General features: G+C 49.1%; 12 protein-coding genes and 1 pseudogene. 4 read left to right on the top strand and 9 right to left on the bottom strand.

Going from position 1 to position 15,217, the window contains the following annotated elements; translation table 11 throughout:
- Positions 1-3 precede the first annotated feature (3 nt).
- The 5 genes from pelF to HYT76_09615 are packed head-to-tail and all read right to left on the bottom strand — an operon-like array spanning position 4 to position 6,033.
- On the bottom strand, positions 4-1,464 hold the full coding sequence (gene pelF / locus HYT76_09635; GenBank protein ID MBI2083807.1) for a GT4 family glycosyltransferase PelF: 1,461 nt from the start codon (positions 1,462-1,464) through the stop codon (positions 4-6).
- Positions 1,461-3,425: a HEAT repeat domain-containing protein gene (locus tag HYT76_09630; GenBank protein ID MBI2083806.1), complete on the bottom strand. Its 1,965-nt coding sequence runs from the start codon at positions 3,423-3,425 to the stop codon at positions 1,461-1,463. The genes pelF and HYT76_09630 overlap by 4 nt, the downstream gene beginning before the upstream one ends.
- The gene (locus HYT76_09625; GenBank protein MBI2083805.1) at positions 3,426-4,307 is read right to left on the bottom strand and encodes a HEAT repeat domain-containing protein; all 882 of its coding nucleotides are present in this window, start codon (positions 4,305-4,307) and stop codon (positions 3,426-3,428) included. It abuts the gene before it with no gap.
- Positions 4,300-5,658, bottom strand: a complete 1,359-nt coding sequence (locus HYT76_09620) for a hypothetical protein (protein ID MBI2083804.1) — start codon at positions 5,656-5,658, stop codon at positions 4,300-4,302. Before HYT76_09620 ends, HYT76_09625 begins: the two co-directional genes overlap by 8 nt.
- A 3-nt stretch (positions 5,659-5,661) precedes the next feature.
- On the bottom strand, positions 5,662-6,033 hold the full coding sequence (locus HYT76_09615; protein ID MBI2083803.1) for a response regulator: 372 nt from the start codon (positions 6,031-6,033) through the stop codon (positions 5,662-5,664).
- Between HYT76_09615 and HYT76_09610 the strand changes: the two genes are divergently transcribed.
- Genes HYT76_09610 through HYT76_09595 form a run of 4 tightly spaced genes read left to right on the top strand, consistent with a single transcriptional unit; the run spans position 6,033 to position 9,652 of the window.
- Positions 6,033-7,172, top strand: coding sequence for a hypothetical protein (locus tag HYT76_09610; GenBank protein ID MBI2083802.1), 1,140 nt, complete (start codon positions 6,033-6,035; stop codon positions 7,170-7,172). The two genes, HYT76_09615 and HYT76_09610, sit on opposite strands and share 1 nt — an antisense overlap.
- Positions 7,153-8,076, top strand: coding sequence for a zinc ABC transporter substrate-binding protein (locus HYT76_09605; protein MBI2083801.1), 924 nt, complete (start codon positions 7,153-7,155; stop codon positions 8,074-8,076). Before HYT76_09610 ends, HYT76_09605 begins: the two co-directional genes overlap by 20 nt.
- Entirely contained in the window at positions 8,073-8,879 is an 807-nt protein-coding gene (locus HYT76_09600; GenBank protein ID MBI2083800.1) for a metal ABC transporter permease, read from the top strand. The genes HYT76_09605 and HYT76_09600 overlap by 4 nt, the downstream gene beginning before the upstream one ends.
- A complete protein-coding gene (locus tag HYT76_09595) occupies positions 8,876-9,652 on the top strand; it encodes a transporter (GenBank protein ID MBI2083799.1) in 777 nt (258 codons plus the stop codon). Before HYT76_09600 ends, HYT76_09595 begins: the two co-directional genes overlap by 4 nt.
- A gap of 22 nt (positions 9,653-9,674) precedes the next feature.
- On the opposite strand, the gene HYT76_09590 is transcribed toward HYT76_09595, so the two are convergent.
- The 4 genes and pseudogenes from HYT76_09590 to HYT76_09575 all read right to left on the bottom strand — a co-directional run bounded on the left by HYT76_09590 (position 9,675) and on the right by HYT76_09575 (position 15,216).
- Positions 9,675-10,178 (bottom strand): ORF6N domain-containing protein, encoded by a 504-nt coding sequence (locus tag HYT76_09590; protein MBI2083798.1) that lies wholly within the window; start codon positions 10,176-10,178, stop codon positions 9,675-9,677.
- Between the two features lie 126 nt (positions 10,179-10,304).
- A pseudogene (locus tag HYT76_09585) lies at positions 10,305-10,589 on the bottom strand (alpha/beta hydrolase fold domain-containing protein).
- A 57-nt stretch (positions 10,590-10,646) separates the two neighbouring features.
- On the bottom strand, positions 10,647-13,214 hold the full coding sequence (locus HYT76_09580) for a tetratricopeptide repeat protein (protein ID MBI2083797.1): 2,568 nt from the start codon (positions 13,212-13,214) through the stop codon (positions 10,647-10,649).
- Entirely contained in the window at positions 13,201-15,216 is a 2,016-nt protein-coding gene (locus HYT76_09575) for a hypothetical protein (GenBank protein ID MBI2083796.1), read from the bottom strand. The genes HYT76_09580 and HYT76_09575 overlap by 14 nt, the downstream gene beginning before the upstream one ends.
- Position 15,217 lies beyond the last annotated feature (1 nt).

The raw sequence follows: 15,217 nt of genomic DNA, 5'->3' as shown, positions 1-15,217 counted from the left end.
AAGTCACAAATTCTGTTCATACAGATTCAAATATCTCCCCAACAAATCATCCTGATTATAATAGCGCACGACCCTTTCCTTGCCCGCCTCACTCATTGATTGGTAGAGGGAAGGGTCATTCAGAAGTTTCAGGATCGCCTGCGCTGTTGATTCAGGATTCGAAACCTCTGTGACGAGACCACTCGCCCCAAGTCTTTTATCCGCCATCTCGGTTCCCTCGAGCATTTCCCGGCACGCCCCGACGTCGCTCGCGACGACCGGGATCCCGACACAATTCGCTTCGAGGATCACGTAGGGTTGGGCCTCCGAGAGACTGGTCAGGACCACAAGGTCCAGGAATTTATAGTAATCTTTGACGTCCACACGGCCGGTAAAGGTGATGAACTCCTCCAATTTCAATTCTTCGACCATCGTCTGACACTCTTCGAAATAATCCTCCTCTTCATCCGTCGGTCCGATGATGTAAAAGGAGGCCTCTTTGCCGGTATTGATGACCCTCTTCGCTGCCTGAACAAAGGTTCGAATATCCTTGATCCCAACCACCCGACCGACGAGGCCGATTTGGGGGATCAGTTTTTTCTCGCGCTGGATCGATTGGTATTCCTTCGGGTTAATCCCGTTCGGAATAATTGAAATTTTATTGAGCGGAGCCCCCTCGAGGGCCTGTCGGAGCCTGTTGCCTTCATAGAGAGTAACAATCTTGTCGGAGTATTGATAGGCGAGGCGACTCATTGCCTGAAACATCCCGATCCACCATTTCTTGAAAAATGAGAGATCCCTCTCGGCCCGAAAATGTTTTTTTTCCTGTTCGTAAATCCAGTCGGCCTGGGAAATCTCCAAAAGCCTTTCATGGGTGTAGATGCCATGTTCCGTGAGAAAAAAAAGACCCTGATGCAGAATCTTGCCCATTGTTGCGACAAGACCGGCATAACCTGTCGAAATCGCGTGATAGATCTTTGCGCGAGGGAGTTCCGTCTGCAGGATCTGAAAAATCGGGAGATGGGTCCCGCGCCATGTCCAAAAAAAATCGAGAAAGGAAACGCCGTCTCCGAAGGCCTTATAAAAATGAGTTAAAATCTCCCACGCCTCATGCGAAGAAAAAAGTGTTTTCAGATCGAAACAGCGCTGGTCTCCTTGAAAAAGTTGCAGGAACGATTCGAATTCATCGGCTTTCCCACTAAGAACTTTTTGGTAGTAGTTTTTCAGGAGGGCGTAATCTTTTTTTCCTCCTTTTCGGAGTCGATGCAAATCGAGATCGTAGTCATGCAGATAAATCTCCTTCATGAAGAGGACCTGGTGAGGCAGTTCGTATTTCATGGTTCGAGTCGGATCGGAGTTTGGGGCGATATAGACAATCCCGAATTTCAGATCCTTCATGGAAGAGATGAGCTGGTGCACCCAGGTGGAAACACCACCGGCGACATACGGATAAGTTCCTTCCAGAATCATGCAGACATCGATCATGCGGAGGCCTCAATCAGTTTGTTCAAGTTTTTCGAGACCCTCGAGTGAAGTCTACTCAGCGACGGATTCGCAACGAGTGAGACGAGAAAAGGAATCGGCGATCTTTCCGATGAAAGTCCCATGAGGTCGATAATCAAGTTCTGTTTCTCCTCGTCCGCTGTCTCAAACCAGTTTTTGAGCAAAGAGAAGGGGAGCAGGATTCTGCAAGATTTCGGCTGAAAGCCCAAAAGTTCGATAAAGGACCTAAGAAGGGGAAGGCTGCCCGGGATCTTATCGATTTCCTCTAGGGCAAGCGGGAGGAGGGTTGGGTCCTCCTGGAGATGGTGAAGAAGAAATTTTGCAATATCATCCCGGAGAACGGTTTCATGGAGTGTAAGTGGGGGTTCGAGGAGCGCCTGAAAAAGTTTTAGAAACTGATCTCTTGAGGCGTATTCTTTTTTTAGGAGGGAAAGAAAAAGAGAAATGATTTCGGGTTGATCTTTATAAGGAGCGAGAGAGGAGGCCAGAAGATCTGGATCGGTCCATCCGAGGAGGACGAGGTGATCCGCGAGAAATTTTTGGGCGGTCGGGTCGGCTTCTTTCAAAAAGGTTTTCAAGAGCGCCCCGTAGGTTGATTTTGCAGCGATCTGGACCAGTATTTGCGTGGAGAGATAACGGATATTGGTGTTTGCGTGATCCAGAAAAGTGGTGAGGATCGGGATTAAGGCCTCCTGATTTCGAATTGATTTCGCCTGCCGAACAATAAATCTGAGGACCATTTGTTTGAGCAGAGGAGAGAACTGAGGATTTTGAAGATAGGGAGTGACATCAGGATTTCCCTGTCGTTTCCAGATCTGGATCAGCGCGGAGAAGGCGGCATACGCGATCGGGGGCGAGCCGGTTAAATAGCTGCTGAGAACAGGAAGGCCCCTCTCATCCGCTAATTCTCCAAAGGCCTGCAGGAGAAGGATTTTCTTTTTGTCCTCTTTTTGTCTTTTGAGTTCTTGAACGAGGAAATCGAAAAAGAACGACGATTTTTGGTGCAACGAGGCGAAGAGCAGGATCGCCTTTTCCCGAACAGGGTCATTCTTCAGTTTTAATATTTTTTGGAGCCCCGATGTCAGAAGTTCGGGAGGCATGCTCAGCAGGACCCCTTCACATTGCAGCCTCACGATTCTTTCCTTTTCTGTCACGAGGACCGTGAGCAGATGATGGATCGTCTCGACGGTTTGAAAGGAGCAGAGACCCAACAGGCCTTCGCGTCGCACATAGGCATCAGGATCTTCGAGAGAAACTGTCATGAGAGGGACAAGATCATCTTGTGAAGGGGCCTTGCGCAGGCTCCAGAGGGTCGCCTTTCTCACCTTGGCCGATAGGTCTTTGAGAAGGGGCATGAGTTGTTTGTGAATACCTGCGACACCGGTTTCATGAAGGGAGCCGAGGATCAGGACCGCCTGAAATCGGACCTCTTCCCGGGGATCTTTGAGATAAGGGAGGGTAGGGGGCAGGGTTCTTTTATCAGGCAGATAACGCAGGGCGGAGAGGAGTTTGAGGAGACGCCTGTCGTCCGCTTGGGGCAGGAGTGAGAGAAGAGGGGGAATCGCCTCCACCACCCCTCCACGACTTAATTTTTCAATCGCGTATTCCTGAGTGCGGTCTGAGCGTGAGTGGAGGAGCGGGAGGAGCCTCTGGTTTTTTAGTTCGTAATGGTTCTTGTCTAGCCCCTTTTTGGCGGCATTCCCAATCGCGTCATCGTTATCCTGAAGAAGTTGGAGGAGAGAGGCGACAGCCTCCTCTTCAGGAATTCGAGCCAAAAACCGGATGAAGAGGAGTTTTGGTAGCGGATTATCATCCGTGATGATTTTCCGGATCTCATTTTTGGCGGCTTCTTCGGGAGAACGGTAAAGCTCCATCCAAGCGGTGAAGCGGGCATCCTCGCTCTCTCCAAAAATTTGATTTCGAATTTCTTCTAGCGGTCTCATCTAGCTTGTCCACCAGTTCACTAACGCGGTCCAGGAGGGGTCAGCTGCCCCTTTTTCTTTGAGTCGGTTGAACTCTTGAACCATCTCGGCATAGCGCCCTGCCTCATAGAAGATCTGGGCCTTTTCTTTTGAAATCTCGCTTTCAGTGGTTTTCCCCGTTTGTTTGAGTTGATTCAGGAGTTCAAGGGCACGATCCCAGGCAGATTGTTTTCGATAAAGCTGGATCAAGGTCCGATAGGCCTGTGGATCTCCTGTACCAGTGGCGACCGCTTGATTGAGATGATAGAACGCCTCTCTTTCAAAGACACGTGCGGTTGCTTCATCCAGAAGGCCCGATTGGATATATTGGAGATAAATTTTGGAGAGGGAGAGATTAACCATAGCACCCGTCTGTTTTTTTTCCATCTGATTTCTCGTCACCTCAAGTTCTTCATCAAAATCCCTTTTGATCTTTTCCAGGGCCGATGTGACGTAGAAACGAACCTCGGCCGAGGGATCGCTACGATGGCGTAGAAGCAGGTCGATCGCCTCAGGGGTTCTGAGAAGCGCCAGTTTCTCAAGGGCGCCTCGCTTCAGTTCGAGATCGCTGGACGAAAGAATCTCCGCAAGTGACATGAGATCGAGTTCCTCGATCATTCTTTCGGTACGTGATTTTGAGATCATCGGTTTGGGTTTGGGGAGCTCTGTCAACGTGAGCCAATCCTCCTCGGGCTCCATGATTTTTTCAGGCGGGATTCTCTGTTTGGTGAAAAAATAAAGCACAGCCAATCCGATGGCACCAATCCCTGGGAAAAAGAAAAAAAACAAAACGAGATTTTTTGGAATCAAAAAAAAGAGGATCAGGGAAACGATCAAATGAAACATGAGGAGAAGCTCAAACATGACCTAACTCCTCTTTTGCCTTCTGGATCAGTTCGTTCATCTCGTTCATCGCCGGGAGATAGCTGGAAAATCCCAGATGAAGTGTGACGGGAAGTTGAAGCCGATCAAACCCCTTCAGGATCTTTTCGCGAATCTCCTCGGTTTGTTTGCGGCTTCCGGTGACGAGGATCAGCGCGAAAGGGATATCGGTTCCTTCAAAATGCGAAACGACATCCATCTCACGGACCGATTCCTTCAGGAGTTGCGAAAGCGCGGTCCAGAGGGCAAGACGTTTGGAAGATGTCAAAGAGGTTTCCGTTTTTGCCTGCACAAGACCAACACTCAAGGGGAGTGCGTAGGTTTTCGAACGCGCAAACTCCTGTTTGAGTCTCGATTCGAAATAGCGATAAGAATAAATCTGAAGCTCAGGGTCGAGGATCTCGCTCTCCTGAAGTTCCTGGATGAAGCGGGCCCGCCCGGTCGCGCGCGAGGCCCAGTTCAGCAGAAACGAAAAGAGATTCATGGAGGCGCTGTTAAAACTGGTGAGGGGCATTTTTTGGATACTGATGACACCGATCACCTCTCCCTGCTCTCCTTCCCTCAAGGGGCCGGCAGCGAGGGCGTCACCCAAAAGGGTTGGTGTTTCTTTCTTTTGGCCGCTGACAAAGTCACGGATCGTGACGATCTGATTTTTTGAACCGGCGAGTCCTGTGATCCCTTCATTTAGTTTTAGAAGGGCAGGTCTTTTTTGGTACTCCTTCCATCCCAGAGACTTTTCAAGCCGCCATCCTTCGGGGGATTTCAGGTAGAGGGAGATCTCTTCGACGTCGAGGGTCTTGGAGATGAAATCGAGGATCGCATGATAGAGCTCGTCTTTTTTCAGGGACTCGAGCCGTCTGGCCCCTTCATAAAGCGTGACGAGGGTCGACATCTTTGTGACGATCTTCTTCTCGAACTGCTGGTTGATCTCTTCAAGAAGTTTATTTTCTTCCTTCAGCGAGATGATGGTTTTGAGGAGTGACTCTTTTTCACCCCCTAATTTCGAGATCAATTTCCGGGACTGATCGGTGACGACTCCGATAAAAAGACCGAGCAGGATAAAACAGGCCGGAAGAAGGTAAAAAGAGTCATCCTCCAGGAGATAGCGTTCGATGTAAAAAAAACCAAAGCCGCAATAAAGAATTGCCGAAAGGATGCCCACCGAAAGGCTCGCACTGATTCCGTAGCGAAAACCAAAAAGAAGGATGCCGAGCCAATAAGGATGGGGATCGACATCAATATAGCCGGGCAGATGGGGGAAAAAGACGAGGTTAATCAGAACAAGGATCAGGTAAAAGATCGGGATTTCAAAAAAATAAGAATACCTCTTCATCGTTTAAGAGGATTGCAGCAGTTGAGAAATCTGTTCCACCAAATCCTGGGGTTCAAACGGCTTGATCGAAAAATGGATATTGTTTCTTAATAAAAATTTTCTTTCCTCGTCCGTTAAGGTTTTCGCCGAGAGGGCAATGATCGGGACGGTGCGATAATTCTCTTTTTCCCGAATTTTCTGGATCAGCTGGAAACCATCAATCTCGGGCATCATGAGATCCGTGACGACAAGGTTGTATTGGGCAGAGAGAAAGGCCTGTTCCACCTGGCGGGAATCGTTGCAGGTATCCGCATCCAAGTCATGAAACTCCAGAAGGGTTTTCAGGAGCTCGGTCAAGTCTTGTTCGTCATCAATGAGAAGAACTTTTTTCCCCATTGGTTCTAGACTATTCGACAGGTTCAGGAAGATCAACAGAATATCAAAGATTGACCGAGATCATGACAGGAGCTAATGGCAGTTTCATGGGGTTCGCGAAACATCTGTGTGTCAGTCTTTTTTTTCTGTTTCTGTTTTTGATGAACGAATCAACTGGTTTCGGTCAGGGAAGACAAAAACTTCTTCCGGATATCAGCCTCATCGGTTCTGTTGCCGGCGCCTATTTCCAGAATGAACCTGTCGGCGATCAGGGAGAGAATCCATCGCGAACCGGATTGAACCTTCAGGGATTGGAACTGGCGCTCCAGTCTGTCGTCGATCCCTATGTACGCGGGGATGTCTTTATCTTGTTTAAAGAAGATAGTGTCGAGGTTGAAGATGCAACACTCACAACCCTATCGCTTCCCGGAAATTTTCAGATGCGGGCGGGGAAGATGCTGGTTCGTTTTGGAAGGCAAAATACCCAGCACACTGAGCAGCTTAACTTTGTCGATCAATCACGGAACAACCGGTTTTTCTTCGGTCCAGAAGGGTTTTCAGAATTAGGGGGAGAGGCGTCCGTACTTTTTCCCACCCCGTGGTTTTCGGAACTTTCCTTCGAATTTCTTCAGGGAGAGAATGCCGGCAATTTCGACGGTTCGCGAAAGGAAGATTTTGCCTATCTGGGACATTGGAAGAATGCCGTTGATTTGACTCCAGATCTGACCTTTCAGAATGGTCTTTCAGGGATCTTTGGATTCAACAATACCGCGGCAGGAAATAGCACCCAGATTTATGGGACCGACATTTATTTTCGATGGAAACCATCTCTCGAAAAAGGGCTCAAATGGCAGACCGAATATTTTATCCGGCGACTCGAAGGTCTGACCGCAATCCAGGTGGAGGGAGGGGCTTATTCCGAGCTTCTCTACCAGTTTGCACGGCGTTGGGAGACAGGTCTTCGCTATGAGCGGGTCGGTCTTCCGGACGAAGGTTTTAGGGAAAATAGCGGTAGTGCTGTTCTGACCTTTCTTCCTACCGAATTTTTCAGGGTTCGCAGCCAATACAATCTGATTCGTCCTGATGGAGGAGGCTATCAACACGAGGCGTTTTTACAGCTTCAATTTAATATAGGTCCCCATGGCGCGCATGTTTTTTAATCCTTCATCCTTTTATTTTTTATTTATTGTTTCTCTTATTTCACTGCCATCTGTCGGTTTGGCACAATTGAAGGTTATCACGACGACTCCTGATCTGGCAGCACTCTCTCGAAATGTCGGTGGGAATTTAGTCGAGGTGACATCGATTGTGCGCGGCGATCAGGATCCCCATTATCTCGAACCGAAGCCGAGTTATGTCGTGCTTCTGAATCGTGCCGATCTTCTGATCGAGGTTGGGCTCGATCTCGAGTCTGGCTGGTTGCCGGTTCTCCTCGTTCAATCACGGAATCCGAAGATCCAGCGAGGGGAGAAGGGGCACTTGACCGCTGCAGCAGGTGTCCCGATCCTTGAGGTCCCTACCGGCAAGATCGATCGTTCCATGGGGGATGTGCATCCGGAGGGGAATCCCCATTACTGGATGAATCCTCGGAATGGTTTGATTATTGCGAAGACGATTGCTGACAGACTGAGCGAACTTGATCCGACGAATGCCGCTATTTATGCCGAAAATTTCAAGAGGTGGGAGTCCTCATTTTCCAAACAGATCGCCGAATGGGAGAGGGAGATGGTCCCTCTTCGTGGGAAAACCTTGATCACGCACCATAAGAGTTTCTCGTACTTCGTTGATTGGGCCGGTCTGAGGGTTGTCGGATTGATCGAACCGAAACCGGGGATTCCTCCGACGCCGTCTCATATCCTGTCCCTGATCGATCTGATTCAAAAGGAGAGGATCCCGCTCATTATCGCCGAAAATTATTATGACCCGAAGCCGGCTCGCGAACTTTCAGAAAAAACCGGCGCAAAATTTCTAATCCTTCCGACTGCGGTTGGTGGTGACCTGGAGACAAAATCTTACGAAGATCTTTTTGAGTTCCTCGTGAAAAAATTCAAGGAGGCGTTGTGAACGCACTCCTGTTTCTTTTCCCCGCTTTTGCCGCCTGCCTCGTTTTGACCGGTATTCATACCTATCTCGGGATCCATGTGATCAGTCGCGGCGTTATTTTTATTGATATCGCATTAGCCCAGATTGCTGCGCTCGGTATGACGATGGCGTTTCTGTTCGGTTTGGAACCGGAAAGCCAGTCCGCCTATTTTTTTGCCCTCGGGTTTACCTTTTTGGGGGCGCTCTTCTTTGCCTATTTTCGCGAGAAAAAGATCCCTCAAGAGGCGATCATTGGTGTCTCTTTCGCTGTCAGTTCGGCGCTTGTCATCCTCATCGCTGACAAGATCCCGCATGGATCGGAACATCTCAAATACATGCTTTCGGGGAATATCCTCTGGGTCGGTTGGTCGCAGATTATCAAGACCGCAATGATCTATGCCCTGCTCGGGCTGGCGCATTATCTCTTCCGAGATCGCTTTCTGCTGGTCTCGACGAATCCGGTCGAGGCGGAACGGAGGGGGATGAAACTCTGGTTCTGGGATCTCCTCTTCTACCTTTCTTTTGGATTGGTCATCACAAGTTCTGTCCAGATCGGAGGGATACTCCTCGTTTTTTCCTTTCTGATCGTTCCGGCCCTTTGCAGCATGCTTTTTTTCGAATCTCTGAAAGGACGTATCCTGCTTGGCTGGCTGATTGGCCTCATGACAAGCGTTGGGGGGATCGCCGTCTCTTATTTTTGTGACCTGCCGACAGGGCCGATCATTGTTGCCGGATTTGGGGTTGCCATGATTGTCTCTTTCGTCGTAAGACGCCTCCGAACATGAAGAAACTTCTTTTGTTTTTTTTAGCTTTCGTTCTTTTTCCATCTCTGATCCATGCCCATCGACTCGAGCCGATCGGGACAGAGCTCCCGAATGTCCTTGAAAAAGGTCGTTTGGTTACTGAAGTCGGTTTTGGTTTTTTGGGGTTTGATGATCGCACGACCGCTTCGACTGTTGTCCCGGTCGGGATTGAATTCTCTTTTATTCAAGATCTTCAACTGGAGGTCGAGTTTCCGTATCAAGATGGTCCCGGGGCAGCATCGGGTGGTATTGGCGATACCGAGATTGGGGTTCGGTATCAGTGGCTTCACGAGGAGGATTCTTTTCTCAACTTCTCGACAGGACTGGAGGCGAAGATTCCGACCGGTTCAGAGGCGAGGGGACTTGGAGAAGGGGTGACAGCAGGCGGTCCTAATCTCAACATCGGTCGATGGTTTCATGATCGGTTTCATCTGCTGGGTAATGTTGGGTACGAAATATCGACCAAGAATGGACAAGGGGAGAGGTCCCATGAGCTCATTGCGCGTCAGGCGCTTGTGACACGCCTCTATGAGGAGACCTTCTATCTCACGGAGGAGGTCAGTTATCTCCCTGAATTTCATCAGGGCACTCACTCAGAAAGACACGATCACCTTTTGGTCGCCCCCGGATTCTTGATCGCTGTCCGCCATGGGGTCGAGTTCAAGACCTCGTTTCCGATCGGTCTTGCGAGTGACGACCCGGACTTTTCCTGGAGGAGTCAGGTCGCGATTAGCTTTGGCGAGGTGGCGTTTTAGATCCAGTTCGAATTTCGGAACCTCAAAACCCGATTCGCTTTGATCGAGTCGGAGGTGGGGACATGAGCTGCCGGATCGCATCAAAAACGACTCTGAATTGGGAGTCGTATTTCTTCTCGAGCTCTTCCAGTTTCCTGGCCAAGTCTTTGTGGGTTGAAAGGATCTCACGTAGACGGACGAAGGCTCGAACAACCTGAACACTAGCTTGAACAGCGATTTTACTGTTTAGGACGCTGGCTAGCATGATCGTTCCATGTTCGGTAAAGGCATAAGGGAGTGAACGCGAAAATTTCAGCTTGGAAAGGTGGCCGCAATTTGCGGCGAGCTCAAGAAGCTCTTCCTTGCTTAGCTGGAACATGAAATCCTGAGGGAATCTGGCTAGATTGCGTCTGACTTGTTCCCTGAGCCTTTTGGTAGTAACCCCATAAACAGGGGCAAGATCGGCATCCAGCATGACCTTCTGAGCACGAATCAAAAGGATCCTTTTTTCGACATGCTCTGTAGAAGGCAAAAAGCTCATCGTCATTCGGAATAAGCAAGAAGGACGCCAACCCTAAAAACAGGTTTTATTAAACAATAGGCTTTTTGATCGTGATGAACCGTCCGAAAATCGGACGCTCAGTTCGAATTCCAGACTCCAAGGAAGAGGCGGTCACGGACTGTGACCGCCTCCGAGTAGCTTCTTTGCTATTCCAATGATCTCCCGACACGCCTCGTTTGCTTTATCAACGATCGTGTACAGATCAAAAAAACCATGAATGAGTCCGGGATAAAATCGATGAGTTGTTTGTACCCCTGCCTCCTTTAACCTCTGAGCATAAATGCTCCCCTCATCTCGCATCGGGTCGTATTCGACGGTGATGACCAAGGCCGGTGGGAGGTTGGTGAGATTTTTTGCTTGGGTGGGGGTGGCATAAACATTTGATCGATCCTCTTTCCTTTTCCTCCTTGGTCAGCTGGATCATGAAATCGGACAGTCCGTTCGAATTTCGGACTAAAACCAATGCCCGGAGATTGATGTCCGGACACGATGCCCCTCTCCGGGCAGGCCGGGGAGCGACTCGCGGCCGAATTCGTAGGAGGAGTGTACGTCCAACCAGGAAAGCGGCGCCCATTTAAATCCCGCTCGTGTCCCAAAAAGATCCGCCTGCCAGATATGAAGGTTGCGGGCGGTATCTTCGCCAATAAAAAATCCCCATTCGAGGGAGAGGTCTTGATGGACAGGATAATCCAGAGAGGTCGTCAAATAGTGCGCATGAATTTTTGGGAGCAGAGAAACGGTATTCAGATACCCCCCCTCGTCGGTCAGATGAACGAAACTGAAGAGATAACCGATCGAGAGGTAAGGCCTGTGGGAAACGATCCAGGAGAGCGACGGCTCGACGAGTTGTTCATGACTTCTGGAACCGGATGGCAGGACGTTTCGGCTGTAACGGTAGGTTGAGAGAAAGAGCAGTCGGTTCCAGAGGGTGAGATCATATTGAAAAAAGGCACGATCCTGGATCGAACCGGCACGGACCGCCTGTGGGATATCGGTCCGGAGGGCTCGTATTTCAAATCCGGTTTTTAGGTGAAATTGAGGCGAAAACTGATAGGCAAATTCCACCAGCGGAGAGCCTGTTTTTCGAGCGGTACTAAAACCGTAACCACTCCCGACTGTAATTTCCGTGTTTTTGAAATGAGTGTTTGTGAGTGAGAGCCGTCCATGCTCGGCGACACCGGAGAAGTTGAGGCCGGGAGATCGATAGCGACCGGCAGTTGCCTGGATCTTTAATTCCCATTCCGGGTCGAGATAATCATTCGCCTCAAGTCCCCATTCGATAAGGTCGTCCGTTCCAAGGTCGAGCCATTGAAAGGTCGGACCGACTCGCGTGTCGTATTTTTCGTGGAGTTCCTTGAGGCGCAAGGAGATGTCAGCGGCGTTTGTTGCCTGTGAAATCTCCTCATACTCATAGATGCCTAATACCCACCGTCTCGATTCGACGTAGGCATTCGCGAGATCGCGACGGGAGGCCCAGTTTTTCGGTTTTCTTTTTTTGAATTCCTCGAGAATCGGTATCGCCTCTTCCCACTGGCGATTTTCAATTAAGAGTTCTAGAAAATCGGTTACGAGCGCGCTGGAATCTGGGTGTTCTCTGATCAGTTGGCGATACCTTGCCTTTATTTTGTCATCAAAAGAGAGTCTCGCTGCCGACTTCAGCATGATTCTTTTTTGTTCCAAAGGGGTTTTGTGAACTCGTGTCAGATCGAGAACCTTCTGATAGGACCCCCTCGCCCCTTTTTTCTCCCCTTCGGAATGTTGGATCTCTCCGAACCAAAACCAGGACTCGAAGTCAGAAGGTTTCAGATGAATTGCCCGCTGCAAGATCTCTTTGGATTTTTTGGTCTCGCCGAGAAAAAAGAGCTCCTTTCCAATTATCGAGAGGATTTTCGGGTCATTCTTATGGGTCTCCGCAAGTTTTTCGTAGATCTCCTTCGCTTTCTCAGGATTTCCGAGGACGGATTCGAGATAAGCGATCTTGAGGGCGATCCGATCGCTATCCGGAAAGAGTTGATTCATCCTCCGCAGCCATTGCAGCGCCTCGTTGGGATGATTCTTCTTTTCGAGAAGAAGGGCGACATCGATAGCAATCGTTTCATCATGCGATGACTCGACATATTTCTCAAACAGATGAAGCTTAGAATCGTCCTCGAGTTCGTAAAGGTAGAGGTAAATAAGTTCCTTCTCTGTCACGAAATCGCCCGGCTTTTTTTCGAGTTTGACCTCGAGGAGGCCAACGATTTCACGATAGAGGGGGAGGGCCTCCGAGTGGCGTCCGCGCTCTTTCTTGAGATCGGCATCGATTTTCAGGAGCTCGAGATCTTTTGGGAATCTTGCCAGTCCAGACTGGATCAAGACCTCTGCCTGTTGATGATGACCAATCACTCGATAAACACGGATCAATTCCTCAAGGCTCGCCTTGTCATCGGGATTATTTTGGATTTTTTCTTGGAGAGTGGCGATCACCTCCTCCGATCTTTTCAGGGCGCGGTCCAGATCTTGCTGTTCAAGTTGATACGGTTTCGGTTGTGGGCTGTAGGAGATTAAATTCGAGAGAATCTCAAGCGACTCTTTTGACCTTTGGTGCCACCGGGCCTGGGCGTAGGCAGCGTCGAGGAGCTCTTGCACTTTTCTTTTTGGGAAACGAGCATCTTTTTGGAACTGATTGGCGATTCTCAATCGTTCCTCGTAGAGAGCCTCTTCATTGTGAGTTCGCTCCAAATGGGACAAATAAACTTCCGCTGTCTCCCAATCCTTTGCTCGGTACCGCTGCAAATCTTTTAGAATCGGTGTTGCCTTTTCCGGCTCACCCATCCTCTCGTAAAGCTGGGCCAATCTGAGGCTCGCAAATTTGTTGTGAGTCCTTTTCTCCAGTGTGGTTAAATAAAACTCTTCGGCCTGTTTGAGTTCTGTGAATCCCTCATAAATAAAGGCGAGGAAGAGTTCTCGTGGATAAAGCAGCCAGCCGAGGATCAGGATGGCGACGATGAACGCCCCGATTTTTGTTTTAGAGAGATACATGTTCGATCACCACTTTTTGAAACCCTCTTTCATTCTCTGCTTCCGGGAAAAGAATGGTTAACCTCCCTTTTGAATCAGTCCTCTCTGACAGTGTCATTTTCCCCGAGCTGATTCGGTAATCTTGATTCGGCAAAAGACCGCCCAGGGTGATTTGGCTTCGGTGCCACCCTTTCTTCCCAAAAACGATTTTTTGCTGATCACCCTTAAAATTTTGGACCCAAAAGGTTGCCTTCTCAACAAACGGCCTCGACGGATTGTCTGATATCAAAACAATTTCATGCAAAACCCCTTCATCGAGATGGACATACAAGTTTCCCTGATGATGAACGAAGCCGAGGACTCCATGCGAACGATCGATATCGACATTTTTTGACTCCCGATCAAAACGGACAGTTCGCAATCTCCCTTCATGGCGGATCCGATAGCCGGAAGGGATGACTTCAATCGGAAAATCAAAAAACTCCTGGGCAAGCTGCGCATATTCGGAAGCGGTCATCGCAAAGATCTCTTGCGATAGCGCATAGTCATAGACATCCTGAAGCGCCTTAAGCGCTGCAAGCTTCTCTCCTGAATAGTAATGATAGTAAATATTGATCGGTTTCAATCGGATCGGACTTTCGGTGTTCTGGAATGTCTCGATCACCTCCTGGTAGCCAAAAAACCGGTCCTTCCAGAGATCGGTGTAATTGTTTTCATTCGGGGCTGCGGTGTAAATCTGGTGAAACAGCCCATGCGTTGCCGCGATCGGTATCAGAAAGGCGTAGCTATCGAATCTCTTGTCGAAACGAGGTTCCCCGCCATTGATATTTTGAATGTTCAATTGATTTACAATCGAAAGTTCCGTTTCGGAGAGACGGGAGTCACCGGTCCATTGGAAAAGTTTTGGTTTTCGCAGTTCATTCATCATTTCTACTGAACCACGGATCTCCTTTTCCGCACTGAAGCGATACCCTGGAATCTTGAGCGCCAGTGTTCCTTCCTCCCATTTCAATGGATGGGCATAGCCATGCGCCGCAGGTTCTACATGAGGCAACGAGAAGATCTCATCGTATAGTTTGGCAACCCTCTCATTTTTGAATTCAGCGAGATCAAAATAGCCGGTGATCAGAGAGGCGGTGATCGGAATTGTTGTCCGTTTTTTCAGGACTTCATTCAAAATGACCTCGCCCGAATAAGATTTCCGATCGATTTCCGAGAGATTCACGATCCCGTCACCGTCGATATGGCTGAAAAAGATTCGGGTCCCATTGAGGGTTGTGACATCAGGGCGAGGAAGTCCTTCAAGTTGATACGCCTTGGTAAAAAAAAGATACGGATTGAGTCGCCAGTGGAGTTTCCCCAGATCCTTTTTTCCATAGATGGCATAGGAAGAATGAACAAAACCGCCATGAGGCGTGATGACGACTAAATCTGAGAGGCCCTCTTGCATGTCGAGTCGCTTTGCCTTCAGAAACACCTTGGCCGAGGGATCGGCCTTTATGAGGCTATAGAGAAGCCCCTCAGTCAGGTCGATCTTTCTCTCGAATTCGACCATCGAAGGATCTTTTTTGACAATCTCATAATAAAAGGGGTTGTCAGAAAAAAAACCGCGATAATCAATGCCGAGTGTTTGAAGCGCCTGATGACAGGCAGGATCGATTTTTCTTTCCCTGGTCTTCAGAAATCCGGGTTCCTCCAGGATGACCACTTTTTGTCCCTTGTGAATCTGGTCTTCGAGCCAGCGGCAGTAGGGAAGAGGGTCTTTGATCGCACTCACGGTTGTAAACCAGCTGATGAGACCGCGAAAATCAGGAGAGAGTTTGGGAAGAGGCCTTGTGATCGGATGATAGACGACCTCCATGCCGAGGTGATTCAACCAGACCTCGGCGTGTCGGTGGATTGGGGTGTCGATCGGTTTTGAAAAGACTTGGGGGTCGTAGAGCGCAAGTATTTTTCGTGGAAGGGGGGTCGCTGATAATGTGCCGGACAAAAAGAAGATCAGAAAGAAAAAAAAATTTTTCACG

It is taken from the genome of Deltaproteobacteria bacterium, assembly GCA_016180845.1.
Taxonomy (GTDB): Bacteria; UBA10199; UBA10199; order JACPAL01; family JACPAL01; genus JACPAK01.
The sequence above is the reverse complement of the archived record's forward strand: the minus strand, read 5'-3'. Positions and strand labels throughout refer to the sequence as shown.